We start from the raw sequence: 26,407 nt of genomic DNA, 5'->3' as shown, positions 1-26,407 counted from the left end.
CCAGAACACCCTGGATTGCTTCGCTACGCTCGCAATGACGAATAAACGGCCGCCCGGCGCACGCTCCATCCATAGGAGGCCGACTACCGCGCCAGCCACCCTCCATCGACCGCCAGCACATGCCCCTGCACATAGGCCGCCGCGTCGGAGGCGAGGAACACCGCCGCCCCGCCCAGATCCCCCGGCGCACCCCAGCGCCCCGCCGGAATCCGCTCCACAATCGCGCGGTTGCGCTCGGGATCAGCCTGCAACGCCGCCGTATTGCTGGTCGCGATATAGCCCGGCGCGATCGCGTTGACCGTCACCTTGTGCTTCGCCCATTCGTTGGCGAGCAGCTTGGTCAGTCCGCCGACCCCGCTCTTGGCGGCGGTATAGCTCGGCACGCGGATGCCGCCCTGAAAGGTCAGCATTGAGGCGATGTTGATGATCCGCCCGCCCCCGGCGGCGATCATGTGCCGGCCGGCCGCCTGACACAGGAAGAACACCGCCTTTAGATTGGTGTCGATCACCGCATCCCAGTCTTCCTCGCTGAAGTCGACCGCATCGGCGCGGCGGATGATCCCGGCATTGTTGACGAGGATGTCGAGCCGCCCCAAAGCATCGAGCGTTTCCGCCACCACACGCGCGACCGGTTCGATCGTGGAAAGATCGGCATGGATCACCGCCGCACGCCGCCCCAGCGCGCGGATTTGCGCCGCCGTCTCCTCCGCCGCGGTGCGCCCGACGCACGCAACATCCGCCCCCGCCTGCGCCAGCGCCACCGCGATCGCCTGCCCGATCCCGGTGTTCGCGCCGGTGACGATCGCGACCCGACCACTCAGGTCGAACGGATGGCTCACCGCAGCTGACATATGTCGCATACGTCCATATCGTTATAATCCTGGTTCTCGCCCGCCATCGCCCAGATGAAGGTGTAGTTGCTGGTCCCCGCGCCCATGTGCACCGACCACGGCGGACTGATGACGACCTCCTCGTTATCGACGACGATATGCCGCAGGTCGTCGGGCCGCCCCATATAGTGGAAGACGCGATTGTCGTCCTCCAGATCAAAATAGAGATAGATCTCGCTGCGCCGCTCATGGACGTGCGGCGGCATCGTGTTCCACACCGATCCGGGCTTGAGCTGCGTCAGCCCCAGGCACAGCGACGCGCTGGCGCACAGATGCGGCAACACCAATTGGTAGATGGTACGGTCGTTCGACGTCTCCAGACTGCCGCGCTGCATCGGATTGGCATCATCCAGCGTCACCTTGCGCAACGGGAACGGCGCGTGCGCGGGCACGCTGAGCAGATAGAAGCGCGCCCCCTCGCCCGCAAACGTCACCTCCGACGACCCCATCGGCACGTACAACGCCTCGTAGCGCGCCAGCTCGAACACCTGCCCGTCGACCGTCACGCTCCCGGTGCCGCGCCCGATATTGACCACCCCCAGCTCGCGGCGTTCGAGCAACGGATGCCCCGTCGCGCTTTCCGGCTCGCTGTGCGTCGGCAGCGCCAGCGTCGCCGCGCCGGGCACCGCACCGCCGATGATGAAGCGCTCGCCATGCGAATAGGTCAGCACGATCTCGCCGTCGCGGAACAGCCCGCCGACCAAGTAGCGGTCGCGCAGCGCCTGGTTGGAGGCGCCCTCCATCATGTCGGGGTGGGTGGCGTAATAGGTCTTGGCGTACACGGTCGTTGCTCCTGTTCAGCGGGTGCGGTCGAGCTGCGCGATCTGCGTCGCCGCCAGCAGGAACGCCCCCACGCCGTAATATTGCGTCTCTTGCGCGGCGACCTTGTCGGGCCGGTCGCTGACCTGCTGCACCCAGCCGAGCCGCCCGTCGGGCTGGATCGCGCGCTCCAGCGCCGCCCAGCCGCGCGTCGCGACCGGGGCATAATCGGCGCGCGGCAGCACTCCGGCGTTGACGCCCCACGCCATGCCATAGGTGAAGAACGCGGTGCCGCTCGACTCCGGCGGCGAGCCCTCGGGGGCGAGCAGCGACGGCGCCCAATAGCCGTCGGGCTTCTGCACCGCCTTCAGCTTCGCCGCCATGCTGCGGAACAGCCCCTCCATCCGCACGCGATCGGGGCTGTTCTTCGGCAGCAGCGGGATGATCCGCGCCATGCCCGCGAACACCCAGCCGTTGCCGCGCGCCCAGAATTGCTTGCGGTGCTGCGCATCGCGGCGCTCGAAGAAGCGGCTGTCGCGATAGTAAAGCCGTTCGACCGGATCGAGCAGGAAATCGGTCGTCGCCCAGAATTCCTTCAGCGCGAAGTCGCGGTACTTCGGATCGCCGGTCTGGCGGCTGAGTTCGACCAGAGCGGGCGGTGCCATGAACAAGGCGTCGCACCAGCACCAGCGCGTCAGGCATTCGGTCGCGCCGTAGCCCTCCGGCGGCACCGCGAAGGCGAGCGTCGTGACCGCGGGCTTGTCCACCACCCGGTCGAACGTCGCCTTGGCGCTGGCCAGCGCCTGCGGTGGCCCGCCATGCGCGGCGGCCCACAGATAGCTTTGCACGATCGCATGATCGTCCGCGAAATAGGGTTTCTCGCCCGCGCGCCAGCCGTTCGCGCGCCCCATCGCCATGATCGCGTCCTTGATCCGCGGCGGCGCGCCCGCATCGGCCAGCGCGGTCATCCCGGCCCAGAACACCGCCGGCTCCCAGGCGCGCATGTCGCCGCTGCGCGGGTTCACGTCCATGTGCGAAAGCTGCCAGTCGGCCAGCTTCACCGCCTGCGCGACCGGTCCCTGTTGCTGTGCCGCCGCAGCCGCAGCGACCGCCGCAATACTGGCGACAAGGGTAAGGTGTCGAAGGATCATGCGGCACTCTCCAGGGAAGCGAAACGGGCGGGGGCGAGCCGGGGGCTGATGACGTGCAGCGACAGCAATGCCAGCAGATAGGCACCCCCCGCCACCGCGAAGATCGGCGCATAGCTGCCTGAAATGCCAAGCACATGACCGACGAACTTGGCGATCAGCATCCCGCCGATCGCGCCCGCCGTGCCGCCGATCCCCACCACCGATCCGACCGCTGCGCGCGGGAACAGGTCGGACGGCAGCGTCAGCAGATTGGCGGAAAACGCCTGATGCGCCGCGGTCGCCAGTCCGATCAGCGCGACCGCGACCCACAGGTGGTCGACATATTGGACGGTGACGATCGGCAGTACCGCGATCGCGCACCCCAGCATCGTCGCCTTGCGCGCGGCATTCGCCGACCAGCCGCGCCGCAGCAGCCGCGACGAGGTCCAGCCTCCCAGCACGCTGCCCGCGTCCGACAGCAGATAGATCGCCACCAGCGGCGGCCCGAACGACTTGAGGTCCAGCCCGTAACGCTTGCCGAGGAAGTCGGGCAGCCAGAACAGGAACATCCACCAGATCGGATCGGTCAGGAACTTCGGCACCGCATAGGCCCAGGTCTCGCGATACGCGAACAGCCGCAGCCACGGGACGCGCTGCACCGCGGGCGCGGGATCGCTGCGGATCAGCGCCAGCTCGCCCGGCGTGACGCGCGGGTGCTCCTCGGGCCGGCGATAGATCGCCACCCACGCGATCAGCCACAGCACACTGAACGCGCCGGTCGCGATAAACGCCATCCGCCAGCCATAAGCGAGCGTGATCGCGGGCACGAGCAGCGGCGTCGCGATCGCGCCGACATTCGCCCCGGCGTTGAACAACCCGACCGCGAACGCGCGCTCGCGCTGCGGAAACCATTCGGTCACCGCCTTCAGCCCGGACGGGAAATTGCCCGCCTCGCCCAGCCCCAGCGCGAACCGTGCCGCGCCGAATTGCGCGACACTGCTCACCAGCCCGTGCGCGACATGCGCCAGCGTCCAGAAGGAGAAAGCGAGCGCATAGCCGAGCCGCGCGCCGAACCGGTCGATCAACCGCCCCATTATCAGGAAGCCGGCGGCATAGGCGGCCTGAAACCAGAAGACGATGTCGGCATATTGCGCCTCGCTCCACCCCAGATCCTTCTGGAGCACTGGCTTGAGCACGCCGATCATCTGCCGGTCGATATAGTTGATCGCGGTCGCCGCGAACAGCAACGCGCAGATCGTCCAGCGATAGCGCCCGGTCGGCGGCGCGGCGGCGATGTCCGGCATGTCGGGCGCTCCGGAAAGAAAGGGCGCGCGACACCGCCGCGCGCCCAGGTGGGGGACGTCTTAGAACTTGCCGCGGACGCCTACCGAGAAGGTCCGCCCGTTGAAGTAGGAATTGTCGCGGTGCGTCTCTCCGACCGACCTCGAAGGGTTTTCGTAGAAGGTGTAGGTATTTTCGTTGGTGATGTTCAGCGCGTCGACACGCAACTCGATGTAATCGTTGATCTTGAACGCGACGGTCGCGTCGAGATAGCCCTGTGCCGCGAAATACGAGATCTCGTCGTTTGCGGTGTTGCGCTGTGCACCGCCGGTCTTCGAGCGATAGTTGTACGATCCGCGCAGCGAGAACGGCCCCTTCTCGTAGAAGCCGGTGATGCTGTACGTATATTTCGGCACGCTCTGCAGCGCGACGACGCTGCCGTTGGTCAGCACGAAATTATAGTCGATGCCCTTCTGCTGCTGGTCGATCAGCGTGAAGCTGCTGGTCAGGCCCAGGCCGTCGAACGGCTTGGGCAGGAATGTGAAATTCTGCTGATACGCCGCTTCCAGCCCGCGCAGCTTCAACTGGCCGGCGTTCTGCACGATGGTCCGCAGGATGCGCGGGTTGTTGTTGGTCAGCGCGTTGACCTGCGCCAACGTGCAGGTGCCGGTCGGCCCGCCGAACGCCGCGCAGCTAAAATAGCTGGGGTCGAGGCCGGCCGCGGCGAACGGCACGTCCTCGGTCACCGCGACCGGCTGGTCGGTAATGTCCTTTTCGAACAGCCCGACGCTCACCAGCGCGGCGGGCGCGAAATACCATTCCAGCACCGCGTCGTAGGTGGTCGCGACCTGCGGGCGCAGGTCCGGATTGCCGACCGTCACCGCATTGTTGAACACGTTCGGCACGACGATGCTGCCGGCAATGTCGTTCAGCGCGCCGCGCGTCACCGTATTGCCGATCGAACCGCGCAGCAGCAGCTTGGGCGTGATATCGAAGGCGAGGCTCGCCGACGGCAACCAGTTCTGGTAGCCGCCATTACGCCGGTTGGGCGTGAACACGCCGCCCAGATTGGTGTAATTGTTGATGATCGTCTCGGTATCCGAATAACGGATGCCGGCATCGCCGCGCAATTCGTGCCCGCCGATCGTCAGCTTGAACGACGTCTCCAGGAACGCCGACTTGACGCGCTCCTCGGCTTCATAGGTGGCGTTGAGCTGGCGCGCCGCCTGCCGGTTGGCGTCGTTCGCCCCCAACGTGCCCATCACGAAATCGCGCGAGAAGGTCGCGAAATTGGAGGGGTAGCCCGAATTCCCGCCGTTGTTCAGCGTGCCGTATTGCAGGAACGGGTCCATGTACTGGAACACGCCATTGCCGCTGGAGGCGAAGGTGCCGCCGTTCGGCAGCGTCGCCGCGCGCGCGATCGACGATCCGTCCTGCGCGGTCCGGCTCTTCAGGCTGGACACGTAGCTGCCGCCCACCTTGAACGCCATGCTGCTGTCGCCGGTGTCGACCACCGTCCAGTCGAGCACCGAGCGCAGGCTCTTCACCGTATCGTCCTCCCGCTGGATCGAGAAGCCGAGCGTCGGATCGCGGAAATTGGCGGGATCGGTGAACGAGGTCGGGGACGTGATCGTCGGATAGGAGACGTTGACGGTCGGATCGTACGTCGTCGTGATCCCGTAGATGTTCGATACGATGCGGTTGCCCGATTGCCAGGCGCGGCTCTTGGAGATGCTGCCCTGCGCCTGCAACGTAACCCGGTCGCTGAAGTCATATTTCGCACGCGCCACGCCGTAGGAGAACTTCGTCTCGAAATCGCGGAAGAAGCTCTCGCCGATGATGCTCGTGTTGCCGAAGGTGCCGTACAGATTGTTGTACTGGTCGATCTTCACGTCGAGCGGGATGATCCCGGAATTGGTGCCGGTGCCCGGGATCGCCGTCGTGCCCGGCGCGGTGCGCGAGTTGCGCACCGGAACGCCGAACGTGAACTCGTCCATCTGATCGGTCAGCTTGGAATAGATACCGTCGATGCTCGCCTCGAACCGGTCACTCTTGTATTGCACCGACCCGACGAAGCCCATCCGCTCGCGCTCGGTGTTCGAGGTATAAACGCGGTAGAAGCGCGGCAGCAGCGCGTTGGCGACCTGCGCACGCGTCAGATTGCCGAGGTTCGCGAGCGGGCTGTCGAGGTTCAGCTCGAACTGGAACGGGCCGCTCGTGTTCGACGGCACCGAGCCGTAATACGGGCGCCGCCCGAGCGCCGACGAATTATAGCCGCCGGTCGACTGGAAACCCGACCGTTCGTTGACGGTCTTGGCATAGGCGGCACCGAACAGGACGCCGAAATTTCCCCAGTGGTCGCTGACGATCAACGAGCCGCGCGGGCGCCATTTTTCCGACTGGTCGTTGTAGCTATATTGCGCGGTATAGCGGAACACGCGGTCCTTGCTGTCGAACGGGCGCGGCGTCTGCAGGTCGACGTTGCCGCCGATCCCGCCCTCTTCGAGATTGGCGAGCGGCGACTTGTAGACGTCGACGCGGCCGAACAGTTCGGACGGAAAGACGTCATAGTTGAACGCTCGGCTCGAACTGCCGACGCTCCCGGCCGAGGTGGTGCGCACCGGCGCGCCGTTCAGCGTCGTAACCACGAAGTCGGAGCTGAGGCCACGAATGGCCACCCGCTGCCCTTCGTTGGTCCCGGCGCCGCCGTCCCGGCTGAGGATCACGCCCGGAATGCGCTGCATCGAATCCGCGACGTTCGCCTCGGGGAATTTGCCGATGTCTTCCGCGACGATCGAGTCGCGGATCCCGACCGCCTCGCGCTTCAGCTCCAGCGCTTCGGCAAGGCTGCGACGGAAACCCGTGACGACGATGTCCTCGCCGGTCGCGTCGGCGGGTGCCTGCGGGTCGCCGGCGGCGGGGGCAGCAGGCGCGGCCGGCTCGGTCTGCGCTGCGGCGGGAGCCGCCGCCAGCGCCAATGCGATGGCATGCGCCGACGCCATGCCGATGAACAACGACCTGCCCACGATAACCCCTCCTCTTGCACCGCTGATCGCGGCTTATGAATCGGGTTATCATACAACTTTGCAATCACGTCAATGCGCTTGCATCATCCGCTGCGCGACAGCCCCGCCGCCTCGCTCAGCTCGGTATGGCGGCTCAGGCTCTCCTGCATGTGGTGCCGCGCGGCATCGCGCGCGCCCGCCGGATTCATGCGCACGATCGCATCGACGATCGCCTCATGCTCGGCACGCACCTTCTCGACATAGGCGCGCTGCGCCTCCGGCGGCTGGTCGCGCAGATACAGGTTGCGCGGCGGCACCAGCCGCACGCCGAGGAAGTCGATCAGCTTGACGAAGGTCTCGTTCTGCGTCGCGCGCGCGATCGCGGTGTGGAAGCGCGTATCCGCCGCCGCCGAGGCGACAGGATCGTCGGCGACCTCGGCCATGTCGCGGAGCGCCCCGCGCATCGCGGAAATGTCGGTCAGCGTTCGCCGCGCCGCCGCAAAGGCCGCCATTTCCGACTCGACCGACAGCCGCACCTCGAGCAGCCGGATCACGTCGGCCAGCTCGCTCATGTCCTGCCGCGTGATCTGGAACGCCTGATACCGCGCGTCGTCGGACACGAACACGCCCGACCCCTGCCGCGCGATCGCCATGCCATGCGCCTCCAGCCGCGCGACCGCCTCGCGCACCACCGTGCGGCTGACCCGCTCGTCCTCGGCGATCTCCTTTTGCGTTGGCAGGCGCGCGCCGGGCGGCATCTCGCCCGAGCGGATTTTCGCCTCCAGCTTCATGTACAGGGCATCGGCCATCGAAATGGTCTTGGTCATTCCCGCTCTATATCAAGGTCCGACGCCAAGCCCCATGCGCAAAGCGCCAGCTTGGCAAAATAGATATGATCGCTTAGGTTATCGTACAACATCGGCAAGCGAGAGGAACCGACGATGCGACGCCCGCGGATGATCGCGACGGCATGGCTGCTGCTGGCCGCGCCGGCGGCAGCGCAGCAGACCCCGCCGCTTCCGGTGACCGCCCCGCTGCCCCCGCCCCCCGATCGCACGCCGCGCGCCGTCGCCCTGTTGGCCGACTATCGCTACGACGATCTGCTCTGGGAGAACGACCGCACCGCGCATCGCATCTACGGCCATGCGCTGGAGGCGGCCGAGCCGCCGTCGGGCTCCGGGATCGATAGCTGGGGCAAGAACGTCCGCTGGCCGTTCGCCGATCGCCAGCTTCGTACCGGCGACCAGCACGCCTATCATGGCGAGGGGATCGACTTCTACAATGTCGGCACCACGCGCGGCGCGGGTGGCTTGGGCATCTGGCACGACAACAAATTATGGACGTCGCGCAACTTCGTCCGCCACCGCATTCTCGCCAGCGGCGGCGACCGCGCCGACTTCACCGTCGATTACGCGCCCTGGCCGGTCGATACGGTGCGCAAGGTGTGGGAAACGCGACGCTTCACGCTGCCGCTCGGCACCCACTTCACGCGCATGGTCTCGACCCTGTCCTCCGACCGCCCCGAGCCGTTGCTGGTCGGCGTCGGCATCGGCAAGCGCACCACCGGGCAGGGCGCGGGCGAATTGACCGTCGATCGCGCGCACGGGCTGTTGTCGTGGTGGGGGCCGGACGATCCCGGCCACGGCCGGATGGCGATTGCGATCCGCGTTGACCCCCGGATGATCGCCGAGGTGCGTGCCGATGCCGAGAACCAGTTGGTGCTGCTGCGCGTCACGCCCGGCACGCCGTTCGTCTATTATTCGGGCTCGGCCTGGAGCCACGGCGAGGGCGATTTCCGCACGCGCGCGCAATGGGACGATTACGCCAAAGGCGCGGCGCTCGATTTTACGGTACCGAAGGCAGGGCAAGAGTGATGCAGATGGATCGACGCGCGGTGCTGGCGGGCGGACTGGCGACATCCGCGCTCGCGACGACGTCCGCCGAGGCGCAGACACGCGCCACCGAAACGCCGCTCCCCGATGGCGCGACCGACCGCGCCGACGCGCTCGCGCTGCTGCGCCGGATGGCCGAGCCGGTGCTCGGCCGCATGGCGCGCGGCCGCCTCCGCGCCGAATGGACGCCCGAACTCAGCCCGACATGGGACGGCCGCAACCCCGGCGTCGCCTATCTCGAGGCGTTCGGGCGGCTGATCGACGGGATCGCGCCGTGGCTCGCGCTCCCCGACGACGCCGGTGAAGAGGGGCGGCTTCGCGCGCGGCTGCGCACGCAGGCGCTGGAAAGCTACACCCATGCGGTCGACCCGAAGAGCCCCGACTATCTGCTCTGGCGCGGGCACGGACAGGCATTGGTCGATTCCGCCTATTTCACCAGCGCGTTGCTGCGCGCCCCCGACGCGCTGTGGAAGCCGCTCGATGCCAAGACGAAAGCGCGGATCGTCGAGGAGATCAAGGGCCTCCGCCGCATCTCCCCGCCGTACCAGAACTGGCTGCTGTTCGCGGCGATGAACGAGGCGTTCCTGTTCGCGATCGGCGAGGATTGGGATCCGATGCGCGTCGACCTGACCGTCAAGAAGATGCTCGAATGGTATGTCGGCGACGGCTGGTACGGCGACGGCGCGCGCTTCCACTTCGATTATTACAACAGCTACGTCATCCATCCGATGCTGGTGCAGATCCTCGCCACGCTCGCGGCCGGAAAGCCGAGCTTCAACAATCTGAAGCCCGCCGAGGAACTGGCGCGGGCGGTGAAGCGCGAGCAGCGCTATGCCGAGCATCTCGAACGCATGATCGCGCCGGACGGCAGCTATGCCGCGATCGGCCGTTCGCTCACCTATCGCACCGCGGTGCATCAGCCACTCGGGCATCTGGCATGGCGCGGGCAATTGCCCGAAACCTTGCCCCCCGGTCAGGTGCGCGCCGCGACGATGGCGGCGCAGCGCCGCGTGTTCGCCGATCCGAGCAACTTCAACGCCGACGGCTTCCTGACGATCGGCTTCGCGCGGCACCAGCCGACGCTGGGCGACGTCTATTCCAACGCCGGCAGCATGTATATCGCCTCGGAAAGCCTGATCGCACTCGGCTTGCCTGCCGATCACGCTTACTGGACCGCCCCGCCGCAACCGTGGACGATGCGCCGCGCCTTCGCCGGGCAGGATTTCCGCAAGGATTACGCGGTCGATTATTGATCGCCGTCGCCGCCCCGGGCCGACGTTCGCGTGTCAGAAGTCCAGTCGCAGCGTCGTCGAGATCGCGCGCCCGGTCAGCAGCCGTCCGCGGACGATGCCGCTGGTCGGAATGCGATCCTCGTCGATCCCGGTCAGCGCGACCGCGTCGAACAGGTTGGTGGCGTTCAGCGACAGCAGCACCCGCTCGGTCGGGCGCACCTGCACGAAGGCGTTGGTGGTGACATAGCCCGGCATCCGCAGCAGGTTGACGTCCTGCGCATAGCTGTCGGTCGTCCCGATGAACACCGCGCCGACCGCGAAGCGATCGTTGCTGATCTGCGGCGTCGCCTGGAAGATCAGGCTCGCCTGATGGCGCGGCGTGTTGCCGTCCACCGCCGGATTCACGCGGTCGCGCACGATCGTCGCATCGGTAAAGGTGGCGCCGCCGTTCAGGCTGAACAGCCCGGCGCGGAACCCGCCCTCGAACTCCAGCCCCTTGGCGCGATAGTCGCGCGCGATCACCGCCCCGTTCGAGGTGTTGATGTTCGAATCCTGCGCCTCGACGTGGAAGCCGGTCAGGTTGAGCGTCAGGTTCGAGCGCCGGAACTTCACGCCCAGCTCGGCCTGCTTGACCGGGTCATAGGCGGCGGACGGGATCGCGAGCGCGCCGGTGGCATTGTCGATCACTGCGCCGAACGTGATGCGATCCGCGTTGGCGCGCGCACCGCGGCTGTAGCGCGCGAACACCGCCAGCGGCTCGGCGATGCGGAAGTTCACGCCCGCCGAATAGGACAGATAGCGATAGTCGTAATCGACGAAGCCCGGGGCGGACGGCGTCACGCCGACGCGCTGCTCGGGCGCGGAGATCACGCCATCGCCGTCGATATCGCGCGCGACCTGACCGACCCGGCCCTGCCCCAGTTCGACGCCATAGACCTGCCCGTTCGCGCTGCCGATATCGTAGCGCAGGCTGCCCCCGATCGACACGCGCTTGAACCGGTAATTGGCCGAGGCGAACGGGGCGTTGACCTTGTACGCCAGCCGCAGCGTGCGGCGCTGCGTCCCCGACAGCGGGTTGTAGGCATAGATGCCGTTCAGCGTGCGTGCGCGGCCGGCGCTGTCGAACACGTCGAGCAGCGCGGCGTCCCCGCCGCCCTTCACCTCGGTCACCGCGACGCCGTACAGGATCGAGGTGTCGATCTGCTGGCGCGCGGCATAGAAGCCGGCGGTGGTCGTCAGGCTGCCGCCGCCCAGGTCCCAGACGCGGCTGGCGCGCACGTCGTTGGTGACGTTGCCGACATCGGCCTGCCGCCGGTCGCGGATATTGTAGATCGCGATCAGGCCATTGCCGTTGAGCGCGGTCGGATCGGCGATCGCCTGCCCGGCCGCCGCGCCGCTGGCGTAGCGGAACGTGCCGCCGGTCGCCCCCAGCCGCGCCAGTGCCGCGCTCGGCGACAGCATCTGGCTGCTGAACGGCCCGATCAGCCCGCCCGAGCGCCCGGCGACGCGGAACCGCTCGGTGATCGTCCAGTCGGACAGCGTGAATTGCCCCTCGACCCCCAGCGCGCGTTCCTTGACGTGCTGGCCATCGCGGATGTCCTCGCGGATCGGCTGGTTCTGCTCGTCGAGCAGCACCACCGATTGCAGCGCGCGGGTCGACAGCGTGTCCTTGGTGGGATCGAAGCCGGGGACCGCACTCAGCTTCGGATCGGCATCGGTGCCGGTCACGCGCAGCGGCACTGAGTCATAGAAGGGCGAGCGATCGTCGAGATACTTGCCGTACACGCGGATATAGCCGCCCGCGAACTCGCGCGTGACATTGGCCTTCACCTGCCCACCGCGCTGGCCGTCGAAGCCGATGCGGCGCGGGCCTTCGCCCTGGCGATAGAAGCCGCCGACATGGAAGCGCCAGTCCTCGCCCAGCCGCTTTCCGTAATCGAAGTCGGCGCGATACTGATCGAAGTCGAGCCCGGCGGTCAGCGCCACCGCTCCGCCCTCGCGCTCGCCGGTCTTCGAGATGAAGTTGATGATTCCGCCCGGCGAGTTGCTGGCGAAGGTGGAGGCCGAGCCGCCGCGGATCGCCTCGACCTGCGACAGGTTCAGGTCGACGCGCATGAAGCTGTCGGCGCTCGCCCCGACGATGTCGCCGAATTCGGTGACGGGCAGCCCGTCTTCCTGAAGCTGGACGAACTTGGCGCCCGACGACGACAGCGGCAGCCCGCGGATCGTGATATTGGCGATACTCTCGCCGTTCGGCGCTTCGGCGAGGATGCCCGGAATGTCGCGCAGCAGCTCGCCGACAGAGCGCGGCGCCAGCTTCGCGATCTCCGCTTCGCGCAGCGCGCTGGTGGACGTCGCGCTGTCCAGACGATCGCGCCCCTTGGCGACCCCGGTCGTCACCACGTCGTTGCCGGCCGGGGACTGCGGCGCGCCGGCTTCGGGCTCCGCGGCGGCAGACGACGCCGCCATGATCAACATCGACGCCGAAGTAAGGGCAAACAAGCGCATCGGTGAAAGGTCCGGAACAGGAGGCGCGACGGATCGCAGACACTCCCTCCTACCGGAGCTCTCCTTATAAGCTGTTAAAAGACTGCCCTTTTTCCCTATCCTATTCTTTCTTTTCCCCGGCGATCGGCTGCGACATCTTCGCGATACAGGTCTAGCGGCGCCGCTTCGCCGATGACGTCGCCGCCACCCGGTCCTCGGCGCTCGTCTCCACGACGCGCGTCTCGCCGTCCAGCTCGGTCGCCTCGCGCACCACCGCGACGGTGTCGCCTTCGTCGCGCATCGCGTACAGCTTGCCGCGCGCATTCTCGAAGGGGCGATGAACGATCATCATCAGCTTGCCGTCGAAGGTGCGGAACAGCATTCCGTGCCCGCTGTCGCCGCGCACCAGCGGCGGCAATTGCTCCCACGGTCCGGTAACCTCGCCGCTCTTCGACCGCGCGAGCGACTGGACATAGCCGCGCCGGTCGTAGCTCGACCACAGCATCAGCAACGTCCCGGTGCGCGTGCGGAACAGTTCCGGCCCGTCGGTGACGTTGCCGCCCTTCACGTCGGCGGGGTCCGCGCGCTTCGCCCAGGGTGCATCCGAGGCACGGAACAGCAACTGCGGCGGCCCCGCCGCCGCGAGCGCGTCGTCGAGCGGCACCGCCTCGATCGTCCCGTCGCCGACCTGCACCCATTCGTGCGCATAGACCATCCACGGCTTGCCGGCGCGATCGACGTGCAGCGAGCCGTCGAGCGTCATCCGCGCGGCATCGACGATCGGCGCGCCGCCGCGCTCCAGCCGGTACGGCCCGCCCAGCGTCGCCGACGAGGCGAGCAGGGTCGAACGGCGCACCGGCTGACGCCCGTTCTGCTCGGGCAGCTTCAGCCCGTCATTGTAGAAGGTCGAGAACAGATACCACCGCCCCTTCCAGCGATGCACCTCCGGCGCCCAAGCGCCGTCGTTCGCCCAGCTATCCTCGGGCAGCGTGAAAACCATCACCGGCCGCTGCCAATGCTTCAGGTCGCGGCTGCGATAGGCCATGATCCCCAGCCGCCGGTCACCGGTCAGCCGCTGCTCGTTGCGGGTGAACAGCCAATAGGTGCGCGTGGCGCGGTCGGCGACGATCCACGGATCGTGCAACGGCATGTCGGGCAACAGCAACGGCGCCTCGGGCGGGCGCGGAGCAGCGGCGGCGGTGGCCACGGGCAACGCGACGCACGCGACCGCCACCAGCATGGCAGCGCGCAGCGCCGCAATCATGACGGCACGGCCGGCCTCAGACAGGGTCATCCATTTCTCTCCCGATTATGTCGGACAATAATCGACAGCGATGCCCCGTCAAGCTGCCGGCAGTGGTGCGCTTCGTTCGCGTGCCGGGTTGCCGGCGACCGTCGCGCCCGCGCGCACGTCGCGCGTCACCACGCTCCCTGCGCCGATGATCGCATCGTCGCCGATCGTGACGCCCGGCAGGATCAAGGCCCCGCCCCCGATCCACACATTGCGTCCGATCGCGATCGGCCGGCCCCATTCCGCGCCGGTCGCGCGCGCCGCGGGGTCGCGCGGATGATCCGCGGTCAAAATCTGCACCGCGGGCCCGATCTGCGTGCCTGTTCCGATCGTCACGGTCACCACGTCGAGAATGACGCAGCTATAATTGAGGAAGACGTCGTCCCCGAGGCGAATATTATAGCCATAATCGCAGTGGAACGGCGGCCGGATCACCGCCCCCTCGCCCACCGCCGCCAGCCGCTCGCGCAGGATCGCGCGCCGCTCGTCCGCCGGTCGCGCCGCCGCGCCATTGTAGCGCGCCATCCACGCCAGCGCCGCCTGATGGTCGGCGATTAATTCCGCGTCGCCCGCATGATACGGCTCCCCGGCCAGCATCTTCTGCTTCTCGCTCTGCACCGCCATGCCCTCAATCCCGTGCCGTCAGCGGCACCGAGGTCCGCCCGGCGGCACCTTGCCGGCGCGTCGCGTGAAGATGCCGCAATATCAACGCCAGATCGGCTTCACTCAGCCCCGATGCCGGGTCGATCACGATCCCGGCGGGCAAGGGTTCGACCCACGCGGCCAGGCGGTTGCATGCAGCGCCCAACGCCGGGTCGGCGGAATCATCGAAAGCAGCCATAGACTTACCTATGCCCGGGCCGATGCGATCGACCAAGTCTCAGCGCAACGTCAGCTCGACCACCTGATCCCAGCGTTCGCCGAGCGGCGGTAGCCCTGTGATTTCAACGCCCTCCCCGCGCCGCGCCGTCGAAATCCTGGCCCCGCCGTCGAGCAGCCGCGCCGCTGCGACCTGCGCCTTCAACGGCAGCACGACCCGACCGTCATGCGCGCGCAGCAGATGGACGTACACCGTCTTGCCCCTTTGCGTGGTAACACCCCACTCACCCGGTGACACCGGCCCGCCGCGCGTGCCGTAGATGCTGGCGCCATTGACCTTCAGCCACGTACCAATCGTATGGAATGTCGCCAGATTTTCGGGCTGGATCTCGCCATTGGGCATCGGCCCGGTGTTGAGCAGGAAATTGGCGTTGCGCCCCGCCGCCCCCACCAAGGTCTGCACCAACGTCTTCGGCGACTTGTACTGATCGTCGGTCAGGTTGAAGCCCCAACTGCCGTTCATCGTCTCGGCGGTCTCCAGCGGCAGCGCACCGATCGTCGCGGTGCCGCTGAAGCCGGTCTTGTTCTCGCCGGGCAGGTCGCGCTCGAACGTCTGGTAATCCTCGCCCGCGAACGGCGCGTGATGGTGGTTGTTGACGATCAGCGCACCGGGCTGAAGCTGGTGGATCAGCCGGTACGTCCGCTCCAGCCGCCAGCGGTCGCGCAGCGGCGTCTTCTCCTGATCCCACCAGCCGTCGAACCAGATCCCGCCGATCGGACCATATTGCGTCAGCAACTCGCGCAGCTGCGCGTCCTGATAATCGAGATACGTGTCCCAATTGCCCGCCTCCGGCCGGCCCGCCGAATGGCCGGTCCGTCCGCGCGGGAAATAGTCAGGATGGTGCCAGTCGAGCTGCGAATAATAGAAGAACAGCTTCACGCCCTGCCGCCGGCATGCCGCCGCCAATTCCGCGATCGGATCGCGCTTGAACGGCGTGGCCTTGACCACATTGTACGGCGACACCTTGCTGTCGAACATCGCGAAGCCATCGTGATGCTTACTGGTGATGACGATGTAGCGCGCCCCGGCGTCCTTGAACGAGCGCACCCAGGCATCGGCGTCGAATTGCTGAGGATAGAAGAACTTGGCGAGCCGCTCGTATTTCGCGGCCGGGATCTTGTTGTCCTGCATGATCCACTCGGCACCGCCCGACGATCCGGTCCCGCCCAGTTCGCTGTACAGGCCCCAGTGGAGGAAGATGCCGAATTTGGCGTCCTGAAACCACTGTCGCGCCGCCAGATTTTCCGCTGCGGGCGTATAGGTATCGGGGGATTGAGCGATAGCGGGTGGCACCGCGAGCGTCGCTGCGAGCGCCACGGCCAATCCCTGCCACAAGCGACGTCCTGCGCTGTCCATCTTCCTCTCCCGATCTGTTCTGGAAGCAAGATGCCGATGAAGCGGCGCCCTGTCACCCTCCCCGTCGGTGCGTGCCGCAATACCCGCGCAGCCGCTCGGCTTCCAGGTGTGTGATCGCCATCACCGTGGCATGCTCCGGCGCGGTGAAGTTCGTCGTGTTCATCCGCAACCCCGTATCGTTGAACCGTCCCAAATCGCGGAACCTTCCAAATTCCCGCCTTGAAGGTTTCGCTCAGCCGCCGTGACCGCTTGATATAGCGAACAGGCCACCCACGCCGAGCGCGTAGAGGATAAGCACGACGAAGGAATCGACGCCCATCCGCCAGATCTGCCTCTTCGGGCGAAAAATCAGGCCAGCGGCGTAAACGCAGGTCAGAAGCACGCCGAGACCTGCCAAATAGATGTCGCTCGCCTGCGCATCCGGCAGCACCGCCTTGCCGGAAATGACGACGGCAAGGAGGAAAAGAACCGGAAGGAAGGCGTTTCCGCCGAAGATGTCGCTGACGGCGAGTTGATAGTCCTTCATTCGTACCGAGGTGATGCCGGTCGAAAGCTCGGGCAGCGAGGTGGCGGCCGCAAGCACCGTCGCACCGAACAGGACGCCGCTTAGACCGATGTGCTGAGCGATAGCGTCGCCGCTCCGCTCAAGAAGCACACCGGCTGCCAAGGTCGCCAGAGCAGCCGCGCCGAAGACCAATGCGATGCGGATCGTGCTTTCGCCCTGCCCCGCCGAAGCATCGTCCTTCTTTGCCTGCGAGTGTCCCTTTGGCTCTTCCTGACCATCAGGCGCCGTGCCGCTCGTATCGTGCCACGGCAGTCCCTTGCTTGCTTGGCTGGAGAGCCACACGCCGATCACCCACAGGACGGCGATCAATACCGCCCCAGGGGTCAGGCGGGCGGCGATCAGCGTGCCGGGCAATTGCGTCGCCATGATCGACACGATCAAGACCGCGACGACCAGCACCGCTTCGACGACCAACGTGAGGCTGGCCGCGCGGTAGGTCAGAGGGACCTTCTCCCTCATGGCGATGTCCATTGCCACCAGCACGACCGTCTGAATCGCGATGCCACCGAGGATGTTGCCGACCGCCACGCCCAGATTGCCTGCAAGCGCGGCGCTGACGGTGATCGCAACCTCAGGCAGGTTGGTGGCCACCGCAAGCACGATGATGCCGCCAAGCGCCTTGCCAAGATGCAGACGCGAGGAGAGGATGTCCGTCGTGTCGGCGAGCTTCACGCCCGCGATCCAGATGACGCCGGCGCAGGCGGCAAAGATCGCGAGCAAAGCCGGCAGACCGAGTCCGTTGAACATGCGCAACCTTCAGATGGTCAGTTAACAGGTAAATCTGAGCGGTTCAGCTCGTCAGGCGTTCCATGGCGCTTCGCACCCGAAAGAGGACTGATGGCAGAGATAGGACTGACAGAGCTCGGCACGATGCTGGTCGTGGCTTCGCTGGTGGCGATGCTGTCCCGGCGCATCGGTCTTCCCTACACTGCAGGTCTCGTCCTTGCGGGCATCGGGCTCGCCTATGTGCCGGTCGGCGCTGACCTCCCGCTATCGCGCGAGCTGATCTTCAACGTCTTCCTGCCGCCCTTGATCTTCGAAGCGGCGATGCAGCTGCGGTGGTCACGATTTCGGGCGGAAATGCCGCTCACGATCGTGCTCGCCTTTGCCGGTGTGGCAATCAGCGCGGCGGTGGTGACGGCGGGCATGCACCTGCTGCTGGGCTGGAGTTTGCTCGGAGCGGCATTCTTCGGCGTTTTGATCGCGGCTACCGACCCGGTGTCGGTAATCGCCGCTTTCAAGGAGATGAAGGCGGAACCCCGGCTCAGCATGGTGGTCGAGTCCGAGAGCCTGCTTAACGACGGCGTCGCCGCGGTCGGCTTTGCGATCCTTGTCGGGATCACCAATGGTGGGGCGCTGACCGCTTCGGGGGCGTCGCTTTCGCTGTTGTGGACGGTCGCGGGCGGTGTCGCCCTCGGTGCCGTGATCGGTATGGCCGTGCTGACCGTCGCGGGGCGAACGACGGATCACCTGGTCGAAGTCACGCTGACGACCGTCGTTGCCTGGGGATCGTTTCTGCTCGCAGAGCATGTTCACGCATCGGGCGTCTTCGCCGCTCTGGCGGCAGGGCTAATTATCGGCAATGTCGGACCACGCGGGTCGATATCGGTCGCCGGTCGTCAGCACGTGCTGGACTTCTGGGCCTACGCCGCCTTTCTCGCCAACTCGTGCCTGTTCCTACTGATCGGTAGCCACGAGGCCCATCAACCTATCGTATTGGTATCGCTGCCCTTGGTCATCGCGATCGTCCTGACCCTGCTCGGGCGGGCCGCGGCGGTTTATCCACTTGCCCTGCCATTCGCACGATCCAGGCTCCGGCTTCCGGCCACTTATCAGCATGTTTTGGTGTGGGGCGGCCTGCGCGGTGCGGTCGGGCTGGCGCTTGCCTTGGCGGTGCCAGCCAGTGTCGCCGAACGGGGAGAGATCATCGTGATCACCTTTGGCGTGGTGGCCTTCTCGATCTTCGCTCAGGGATTGACGATGCCGCAGCTGCTCCGTCGCTGGGGCCTGACTGAATCGGCCGAGGCAGGACATTGAGACGGCTTCACCAGGAACCGGCGCGGCTCGCCGATGCTTGGATGCTTGAAGGGAAGTGGCATTGACGCGGTGGCAGTGGCTTATTCGCCTGCTAACACGCAGGATGTGGTTCAGGGCGGCGCTGGTCAGCGCGTTCGGGGGGGCCCTCGCACTTGCAGGTGCCCTGGTTGGACACACCATCTCTTACCACTTCGCCGCGACCATCGGCGCGAAGTCGGTCGATGGCATTCTGACAATTCTGGCGTCGAGCATGCTGGCGGTGACCACCTTCTCGCTGACCGCGATGGTGTCGGCCTATTCGGGCGCGACCAGCACGATCACGCCCCGCGCGGTCCAGCTGCTGATCGACGACAGCACCGCGCAGAACACGCTGGCTACCTTCCTCGGTAGCTTCCTGTTCGCCATTGTCGGCATCATCGCGCTGTCGACCGGCTTGTACGGCGAAACCGGGCGCGTAATCCTCCTGGTCGGCACGATAGCCGTCATCCTTTTCATCGTTGTCACTCTGCTCCGCTGGATCGAACATATCGCGCGGTTCGGACGCGTGTCCGACACGATCGATCGGGTCGAGCGGGCAGCGATGGCGGCGGTCGACACGATTGCGGTGCCGCTGGCGCTCGGCACCGAGCAGACGAAGCCTGACCCTCGCGGCATGACGCCGGTCATGCCGAGGACGATGGCGCGGGTGACCCACGTCGACGTCGCGGTGCTGGGACGGCTTGCACAGGCGATCGATGCGGATATCCACGTCCTGGCGCTACCCGGCAAGCTCGTCGAACCCGAGCGGCCGATCGCGCTGGTGGCAGGCGGCTGCGACGACACTGCGGTCGACAAGGTCCGACAGGCATTCACCCTATCCCACCACCGCACGTTCGATCACGATCCACGGTTTGGGCTGGTGGTACTGTCCGAAATTGCGTCACGCGCCTTGTCACCGGCGGTCAACGATCCCGGAACGGCGATTGCGGTGATCGAGGCGAGCGCGCGTGTAATGTTGCGCCTGACTGATCACCGAACGAGAGACGGTGCGCCACTACCCGCCCGGGTCCATGTCCCGGCGATTCACTTAGGCGAGTTGCTCAACGACTGGTGTCGTCCGATCGCACGCGATGGCGCGGCGATCGTTGAAGTCGGCATCAGGCTGCAAAAAGCTCTCGCTGCGTTGGCTCGACATGCCGGACCGGTCCGATCGCTCATCAAACAGGAAGCACACGACGCGGCGGAGCGGGCGAAAGCGGCGATGACAAGTGAGCGGGACCGTGACCTTATCGAGCAGACTTACCACCGCCACTTTGCCGAGCTGGACCAATAGCCGTTTTGAACAGGCGAACCTGACGAGGAAGCTACCCTTCGAGGTGGAGCAGACATCCGGAGACGGCGAATCAAGAGGTGACCGCAGGCAAAGCTCCATTCTGCAAAACAATGTCGCAGTATCGCCGTGTCATCACGGCGCAATCGGCATCCTTCACACGACCCTTCCGTCCAAGGAGGGCTCATGGCGGGCGCAAGACCGGCAACCATCGACTGGATCGCCACGCACATCCTGCCGCATGAGGCTTGGGTACGACGCCGGCTGCTTTCGGCCGGAGCGACCCGGGACGAGGCCGACGATCTGATTCACGACGCTTATTGTCGTCTGGGCGACCTTGATGCCGTGGATCACGTCGCGGTGCCGCGCGCCTATTTCCTGATGATCGTCCAAAACCTGCGCCGCGAAGGGTTCAGGCGGCAGAAGGTGGTTCGTTTCGATGCGCTTACGGAAACACTCGCGTCATCCATCATCGATGAGCGTGGAGACCCGGAACGGATCACCGATGCCCGCCGTCAGCTGGCGATGGTGTCGTCGACACTGGCGGCATTGCCGGCGCGATGTCGTGAAATTTTCCGGTTGCGGCGCATGGAAGGTCTCTCCCAGAGAGAGATCGCGCACAGGATGGGCGTGAGCGAGGGTGTGGTCGAGAACGATGCGGCAAAGGCGGTGCGTCATCTGTTGTCCGCCATGCGCACTGATGGCGAAGCGATAGAAAATGGAGAAGCCGGTCGTCGACGCGCGTGAGGAGCGTGACCGGGCGGCGGCCGAATGGGCGGTCGCGCTCGACGCCGGTCAGGTCGGCGCCGGACGTCAGGCCGAGCTGGACCGGTGGCTGGCCGACGACCCGCTGAATCGCGGTGCGCTGATCCGGGCACGCGCCGCGCTCGCCCTCATGACTCGCCCCGCCGACGAACTTCCGGCCAAGGTGCCGCGGCTCGCGCGTCGGACATTGCTGGCAGGAGGGGCGGCCTGCGTGCTCGCCGCCGGCATTTTCGCCGTCCGATCGACACCGTCGCTTGCCACCGGTGTCGGGGAAATACGCCAGACGCCTCTGGCCGACGGGTCGAACGTGACGTTGGACACGGCCACCAGCCTGAAGCCGCGATTCTCATCGTCCGGCCGGGACATACGTCTTGACCAGGGGCGGGCATTGTTCCGCGTGGCGCATGATTCCCGGCGGCCCTTCGTGGTCGAGGCGGCGGGCATCCGTGTCCGGGCGGTCGGCACCGTCTTTTCGGTTGCGCGGAACGACGCGATCGAAGTGATCGTGTCCGAGGGGATCGTCGAGGTGACCGGCGGGCGCGGTGGTGTCGTGCTAAAGGCCGGTCAACGCGGACGCTTCGCGGCGGGGCAGCCGGCATCGACGGAACAGGTGTCCGCGGAGGCGCTCGCCCGGGCGCTCGACTGGCGCGATGGCCGGCTCGAACTCCAGGGCCAGACGCTCGCCAGTGCCGTGACGACGATCAACCGCTACAACAATCGCCCGATCGTCGTCACCGACCGGTCGCTGGCCGAGGAGCCGCTGTACGGCGTCTTTCGCACCGACGATCCCGAAGGCTTCGCACGCACTGCAGCACTCGGCCTTGGGGCGCGGTCATCGGTGGAATCCGATCGGATCGTCATCGGTCGATAAGGAAAACGACGCGACGATCATCTTGGCTGCCGAACGGGGACGATCGTCCCCGCATGGGGGGCATGATGCGGATACATTGGGTTCTGGGCTGCTCGATCGCGGCCGTCACGATCGCAACGCCGGCAACGGCACAGGTCGCGAGTTTCGACATTGCGGCGCAGTCGGTGTCGGGGGCCGTGGCGACCCTGGCACGGCAGGCGCGGGTCCAGGTCATGGTGTCGGGTTCGGTTGCGCGCGGACGGCGCGCCAATGCCGTACGCGGGCAGATGACGGTGCCGCAGGCGCTGGCCCGCCTGCTCGACGGCACGGGCCTGGTGGCGCGTGCCTCGGGTGCCGGAATGTGGGTCGTGGTGCGCAGCGAGCCTGCTGCGGCACCGACTACATCGACCGTCGCTTCGGCAGAGCCCGAAGCGCAGGACAGCGGGGTCAGCGCCGACATCGTCGTCACCGCCCAACGGACGGCCGAGCCGCTGGCCAAGGTGCCGTCGAGCGTCGTGGCGCTGTCGCGTGGGCGGATGGATCAGCTCGGCGTGCGCGACTTCGCGGACATCGCACAACTCACACCCGGCGTGCGGCTGCGTCCGGAGATCAACCAGATCGCGATCCGCGGTCTCGCCTCCAATGCCGGGGCCGCGACGACCGGCGTCTATCTCGACGAAACACCGATCCAGGTCCGCACCTTTGGCGAGGGCGCGGCGTCGGCGTTGCCGCTGGTGTTCGATCTCGACCGGGTCGAGGTGCTGCGCGGACCGCAGGGGACGTTGTTCGGTGCGGGCTCGATGGGCGGCACGGTGCGCTACATCACCCCACAACCGTCGCTGACCCGGACCGACGTCTACGGCCGCGCCGAGCTGGCCTTTACGCAAGGCGGCGCGCCGACGTGGGAGGCGGGAGCGGCGGTCGGCATGCCGATCGTCGAAGGCGTGGCGGGTCTGCGGATCGCGACGGACTATCGCCGCGCCGGGGGCTGGGTGGACCGGCGCGATGCCGCGACGAACGCGCTGGTGGACAAGGACGCCAACCGCACCATGATCGCCACCACGCGCGCCACGCTGCGGATCGAGCCTGCGCCGGGTGTCGCGATCACCCCGTCCGTCTACTATCAGCGGCGCGAGCGCGCGGATACGGACCAATATTGGGAGTCGCGCTCCGATCCCACCGCGCATCGCTACGTCAATGCTAATCCGGTTCCGCTCGCCAACCGCGATCGGTTCGTGCTGCCGAGCCTCGCCATCGGCTATGACGGACCGGGCTTTTCGGTCGTGTCCAACACCGCCTGGTTCGATCGGCGACAGACCCGCTATTACGACAACACCCTCTATAATTTCGCCGGCTACGAGGATCGCGTCGGCCAGCTTCTGACGGCGGACGGCCCCAATTTCACGATCTTGCCGCGCGGCCTGCGATCCGACGGCGCGATCCTCAACACGCAGCGCAACTTCTCGCAGGAACTGCGCATCCAGTCCGCCGATCCGACCGCGCGCGTGCAATGGCTGGTCGGCGGCTTCTACTCGAACAATCGCCAGCGCAACGTCGAGACGCTGGTCGAGCCGTCGATCGAACAATTCTTCCGCGCGATCTACGGCATCGGCGTCGTCGATACGCTCGGCGCACCGCTGTTGCCGGGCGGGATCACCTACAGCGGCAACCGGGTGGAGCGCGAACGACAAATCGCGGCCTTCGGCAACCTGAACGTCGAGCCGATCGACGGTCTGCATGCGCAAGCGGGCCTCCGTTGGTCGGAAACCCGGCTCACCAACGACAATGTCTTCTTCGGCCCCTATATCGGCGCGACCCCGCGCATGGATGCCGGCCGGACGCGAGAGCGCCCGCTCACGCCGCGCTTCGTCGTCAACTACGACGGCGTCCACGACCTCAATCTCTATGCCAGCGTCGCCAAGGGCTATCGTGCCGGCGGGATCAACGCGCCGATCGGACAGCGCTGCCTGGCGCAGCTCGCCGCGGCGGGCCGTCCGGTGCCCGACATCCCCTTCAGCTCGGACAGCGCATGGTCCTACGAGGTAGGCGCCAAGGGACGGCTGGCGGGTTTGAGCTTCGACGCCAGCGCGTTCCGCATCGACTGGTCGAACATCCAGCAGCGCGTGACCTTGGACCCTTGCGCCGTCACCTACACGGTCAACTCCGGCCAGGTCCGGTCGGAGGGCTTCGACCTTGCCGTCACCGCGCGGCCGACGCAGGGCGTCACGCTCGACCTGTCGGTCGGCTATGTCGATGCGCGGTTCGCAGAGCGCGTCTACGTCAATCGCGGTGCGACATCGGGTGCGTTCGGCATCGACAAGGGCAACGCATTGTTTCAGGCGGGTACGCCGTGGCAGGTGGTTGTCGGCGGTCGCTACGACTTCGATCTTGGCGGTCATGGCGCGTTCGTGCGCGGCAATTACGAATTTTCCAGCCGCAATTTCCGTGAGCGGTCCAGCCTCGATCCCGATACCGCCTTCTACAATCCTATCCTCGGCGATCGGCCTGCGACCTACTATGTACGGATGCGGACGGGCATCACCTTCGACCAGGTCGAGGCGCAACTGTTCGTCGACAACCTGCTCGACGCGCATCCCGGGCTGGAGCGGTTCAACTACGGCGGACGCTCGCCGTTCTTCGTCAACAACAGCTTCCGCCCGCGCACGATCGGTCTGACCCTGCTCTATCGCCAGCGGCCATGATCGGCCGGCGCTCCTTCGTCGCCGGCGCGGCGGCGTTCGGTCTCCTGCCGGCGGGGCGGCTGTGCGCCGCGCCGCTGGCCGGGTTCACCCACGGTGTCGCCTCGGGCGAGCCGACCGCATCGTCGGTGCTGGTCTGGACCCGCTATCGTCGACGTGGCGCGCCGGTGCCGTTGCGGGTCGAGCTGGCGTCCGATCCGGGCTTTCGCCGGATTGCGGCGCGCGGGGTGGCCGTCGCCGATCCTGAAGCGGACTGGACCGCACGCACGGTGTTGACCGGGCTAGAACCCGGGCAACGCTGGTTCTATCGTTTTCACGGCCCGGACGGCGCCATGTCGCCGACCGGCCGTACCGCGACGCTGCCGGACGGGCTGCCGCCACGCTTCACGATGGCGGTCTTCTCCTGCGCCAACCTGCCGTTCGGGTGGTTCAACGCCTATGCCCATGCCGCGCGCGATCCCGCCGTCGATCTGGCGGTGCATCTCGGCGACTATATCTATGAATATGCGCGCGGCACCTACCCCTCCGCAGCACAGGCGCTGCCCGGTCGAACGATCGAGCCGGCGGGGGAGGCGGTGCATCTCGCCGATTACCGCGCGCGCTATGCCAGCTATCGCTGCGATCCCGACCTTGCCGCGTTGCACGCGCGGGTGCCGTGGCTGGCGGTGTGGGACGATCACGAGTTTGCCGACAATGCGTGGACGGGCGGCGCCTACAACCACGACCCGGCGACGGAAGGCGACTGGCGCCTCCGTCGTGACGCCGCAGCGCGGGCGTGGCGCGAATGGATGCCGGTATCGGACGTGAACCGCTGGGGTGTGCGCGACGTCGGCACGCTCGCCAGCCTGATGAGCCTGGAGACGCGCACCACCGGCCGTACCGTCGAAGCCGATTTCTACCCACTGCAAATGCCGGTCGAGGGCCGCATGGATCGGCTGACCACGTTTCGGGAAGGCGAGTGGATGCGCCCCGATCGGCGGATGCTCGGTGAGGCGCAGGAGGCATGGCTGCTGCGCGAGATGCGGGCGTCAGCGCGGCGGACACGCTACCAGATCCTGATCCAGTCGGTGCCCATGGGCATATCGGTCATGCCCGACGCTGCGCTGGGCTGGACGCCGGTGGGCGGTGACACGGCGCGGGACGAGGTCGCCCTGCTGGTCGACGCCGGCCGCGTCGGCGTGCCCATGAACATGGACAATTGGAACGGCTATCCGGCGCAGCGCGAACGGGTGCTGCGCGCGGCACGCGACGCGGATGCTCGACTGATCGTGCTGTCCGGGGACAGTCACAATGCCTGGTCCTATCGTCTGTGCGACAGCCGCGGGCACAAAGCCGGTGTGGAACTGGCGGTCCCCTCGGTCACGTCGCCCGGCTTCGAGAGCTGGTTCCCGCAGGAGGACCCGGCGGTCGTCTCGCAAGCGCTGGTCGCCGGCAACTCCGAACTGCAATGGGCCGACACGTCGCATCGCGGTTATGGCAGGGTTTGTCTGACCCCGGCCGCTGCGACGCTGGAATGGTGGCGCAGCCCTTCGATACGACAGCGCGACGCCACGGCTTATCGCCAGCATACATTGCAGATTAGCTGAATGACCCCGAGGAACCCGTCTTCGTTCGGTACGCAATCTTAGCCATCACCATTTTATAGGCGCTAACGGCAAAGGCGTCACGTGCTCGCCTCTTCGGGGTACCGTGCGCGGGGGGGCCGATGCGCATGGACGGGCTGGGTCATGTCAGATGGTACAATTCTGCCCCGTGCGGCCGTACCATGCGCGCCACTCGCCCGCTGGCGGAACCCGCATCGTTGCCTGTCCATAGATCACGCAACGTGACCTTAGACGGTGCCCCGATCTGTTTAAGATCGATGCCGACCTCCCTGGGCTTGGCGGTCGTGTTGAACAAGGCAAGATACAGGCCGCTGCCGCCCTCGGGTTTTGCCGACCAGATGCGGGTACCGTCCTCGACGAAGTGCGGCTGGTTGT

20 protein-coding genes and 1 pseudogene are annotated in these 26,407 nt (G+C 66.6%); 8 read left to right on the top strand and 13 right to left on the bottom strand.

Annotated features, from left to right (window positions below; genetic code table 11):
* Positions 1 to 83: 83 nt before the first annotated feature.
* The 6 genes from kduD to AADI75_RS01865 form a co-directional block, all read right to left on the bottom strand.
* Positions 84 to 839, bottom strand: coding sequence for a 2-dehydro-3-deoxy-D-gluconate 5-dehydrogenase KduD (kduD, locus tag AADI75_RS01890; protein ID WP_341207363.1), 756 nt, complete (start codon positions 837 to 839; stop codon positions 84 to 86).
* Entirely contained in the window at positions 836 to 1,672 is an 837-nt protein-coding gene (kduI, locus tag AADI75_RS01885) for a 5-dehydro-4-deoxy-D-glucuronate isomerase (RefSeq protein ID WP_341207362.1), read from the bottom strand. Before kduI ends, kduD begins: the two co-directional genes overlap by 4 nt.
* A gap of 15 nt (positions 1,673 to 1,687) precedes the next feature.
* A complete protein-coding gene (locus tag AADI75_RS01880) occupies positions 1,688 to 2,800 on the bottom strand; it encodes a glycoside hydrolase family 88 protein (RefSeq protein ID WP_341207361.1) in 1,113 nt (370 codons plus the stop codon).
* The gene (locus AADI75_RS01875) at positions 2,797 to 4,083 is read right to left on the bottom strand and encodes an MFS transporter (protein ID WP_341207360.1); all 1,287 of its coding nucleotides are present in this window, start codon (positions 4,081 to 4,083) and stop codon (positions 2,797 to 2,799) included. The genes AADI75_RS01880 and AADI75_RS01875 overlap by 4 nt, the downstream gene beginning before the upstream one ends.
* Positions 4,084 to 4,143: 60 nt before the next feature.
* Positions 4,144 to 7,086 carry a TonB-dependent receptor gene (locus AADI75_RS01870; protein ID WP_341207359.1) on the bottom strand — a complete coding sequence of 981 codons (2,943 nt, stop codon included), beginning with the start codon at positions 7,084 to 7,086 and terminating at the stop codon, positions 4,144 to 4,146.
* Positions 7,087 to 7,169: 83 nt separating this feature from the next.
* On the bottom strand, positions 7,170 to 7,892 hold the full coding sequence (locus tag AADI75_RS01865; RefSeq protein WP_341207358.1) for a FadR/GntR family transcriptional regulator: 723 nt from the start codon (positions 7,890 to 7,892) through the stop codon (positions 7,170 to 7,172).
* Between the two features lie 114 nt (positions 7,893 to 8,006).
* Here AADI75_RS01865 and AADI75_RS01860 point away from each other — a divergent pair, with 114 nt between their 5' ends.
* Positions 8,007 to 8,939 carry a DUF4861 family protein gene (locus AADI75_RS01860; protein ID WP_341207357.1) on the top strand — a complete coding sequence of 311 codons (933 nt, stop codon included), beginning with the start codon at positions 8,007 to 8,009 and terminating at the stop codon, positions 8,937 to 8,939.
* A complete protein-coding gene (locus tag AADI75_RS01855; protein WP_341207356.1) occupies positions 8,939 to 10,210 on the top strand; it encodes a DUF2264 domain-containing protein in 1,272 nt (423 codons plus the stop codon). Before AADI75_RS01860 ends, AADI75_RS01855 begins: the two co-directional genes overlap by 1 nt.
* A gap of 33 nt (positions 10,211 to 10,243) precedes the next feature.
* Here AADI75_RS01855 and AADI75_RS01850 read toward each other — a convergent pair whose 3' ends face one another.
* The 6 genes from AADI75_RS01850 to AADI75_RS01825 all read right to left on the bottom strand — a co-directional run bounded on the left by AADI75_RS01850 (position 10,244) and on the right by AADI75_RS01825 (position 17,515).
* Positions 10,244 to 12,658 carry a TonB-dependent receptor gene (locus AADI75_RS01850; protein ID WP_341207355.1) on the bottom strand — a complete coding sequence of 805 codons (2,415 nt, stop codon included), beginning with the start codon at positions 12,656 to 12,658 and terminating at the stop codon, positions 10,244 to 10,246.
* A 190-nt stretch (positions 12,659 to 12,848) separates the two neighbouring features.
* On the bottom strand, positions 12,849 to 13,970 hold the full coding sequence (locus tag AADI75_RS01845; RefSeq protein ID WP_341207354.1) for a glycoside hydrolase family 43 protein: 1,122 nt from the start codon (positions 13,968 to 13,970) through the stop codon (positions 12,849 to 12,851).
* A 48-nt stretch (positions 13,971 to 14,018) separates the two neighbouring features.
* Positions 14,019 to 14,591, bottom strand: coding sequence for a sugar O-acetyltransferase (locus AADI75_RS01840; RefSeq protein WP_341207353.1), 573 nt, complete (start codon positions 14,589 to 14,591; stop codon positions 14,019 to 14,021).
* Positions 14,592 to 14,595: 4 nt separating this feature from the next.
* On the bottom strand, positions 14,596 to 14,808 hold the full coding sequence (locus AADI75_RS01835) for a hypothetical protein (RefSeq protein ID WP_341207352.1): 213 nt from the start codon (positions 14,806 to 14,808) through the stop codon (positions 14,596 to 14,598).
* Positions 14,809 to 14,847: 39 nt separating this feature from the next.
* The gene (locus AADI75_RS01830; protein WP_341207351.1) at positions 14,848 to 16,203 is read right to left on the bottom strand and encodes an alpha-L-fucosidase; all 1,356 of its coding nucleotides are present in this window, start codon (positions 16,201 to 16,203) and stop codon (positions 14,848 to 14,850) included.
* A gap of 232 nt (positions 16,204 to 16,435) precedes the next feature.
* Entirely contained in the window at positions 16,436 to 17,515 is a 1,080-nt protein-coding gene (locus AADI75_RS01825; RefSeq protein ID WP_341207350.1) for a sodium:calcium antiporter, read from the bottom strand.
* A gap of 90 nt (positions 17,516 to 17,605) precedes the next feature.
* Here AADI75_RS01825 and AADI75_RS01820 point away from each other — a divergent pair, with 90 nt between their 5' ends.
* The 6 genes from AADI75_RS01820 to AADI75_RS01795 all read left to right on the top strand — a co-directional run bounded on the left by AADI75_RS01820 (position 17,606) and on the right by AADI75_RS01795 (position 26,014).
* Complete coding sequence (locus tag AADI75_RS01820) at positions 17,606 to 18,805, top strand: cation:proton antiporter (protein ID WP_341207349.1); 1,200 nt, start codon at positions 17,606 to 17,608, stop codon at positions 18,803 to 18,805.
* A 61-nt stretch (positions 18,806 to 18,866) separates the two neighbouring features.
* Positions 18,867 to 20,117, top strand: a complete 1,251-nt coding sequence (locus AADI75_RS01815) for a DUF2254 domain-containing protein (protein ID WP_341207348.1) — start codon at positions 18,867 to 18,869, stop codon at positions 20,115 to 20,117.
* Positions 20,118 to 20,300: 183 nt separating this feature from the next.
* Positions 20,301 to 20,861, top strand: coding sequence for an RNA polymerase sigma factor (locus AADI75_RS01810; protein WP_341207347.1), 561 nt, complete (start codon positions 20,301 to 20,303; stop codon positions 20,859 to 20,861).
* Positions 20,833 to 21,750 carry a FecR domain-containing protein gene (locus tag AADI75_RS01805; RefSeq protein ID WP_341207346.1) on the top strand — a complete coding sequence of 306 codons (918 nt, stop codon included), beginning with the start codon at positions 20,833 to 20,835 and terminating at the stop codon, positions 21,748 to 21,750. The genes AADI75_RS01810 and AADI75_RS01805 overlap by 29 nt, the downstream gene beginning before the upstream one ends.
* A 65-nt stretch (positions 21,751 to 21,815) precedes the next feature.
* Entirely contained in the window at positions 21,816 to 24,431 is a 2,616-nt protein-coding gene (locus AADI75_RS01800) for a TonB-dependent receptor (RefSeq protein ID WP_341207345.1), read from the top strand.
* Positions 24,428 to 26,014: an alkaline phosphatase D family protein gene (locus AADI75_RS01795; RefSeq protein ID WP_341207344.1), complete on the top strand. Its 1,587-nt coding sequence runs from the start codon at positions 24,428 to 24,430 to the stop codon at positions 26,012 to 26,014. The genes AADI75_RS01800 and AADI75_RS01795 overlap by 4 nt, the downstream gene beginning before the upstream one ends.
* 139 nt (positions 26,015 to 26,153) lie before the next feature.
* Here AADI75_RS01795 and AADI75_RS01790 read toward each other — a convergent pair.
* Positions 26,154 to 26,407, bottom strand: a pseudogene (locus tag AADI75_RS01790) (alpha-galactosidase); the annotation flags it as partial.

This window comes from uncultured Sphingomonas sp., from assembly GCF_964021865.1.
GTDB lineage: Bacteria > Pseudomonadota > Alphaproteobacteria > Sphingomonadales > Sphingomonadaceae > Sphingomonas.
Note: the sequence above shows the minus strand (reverse complement) of the source record. Positions and strands in the feature narration are given on the sequence as shown.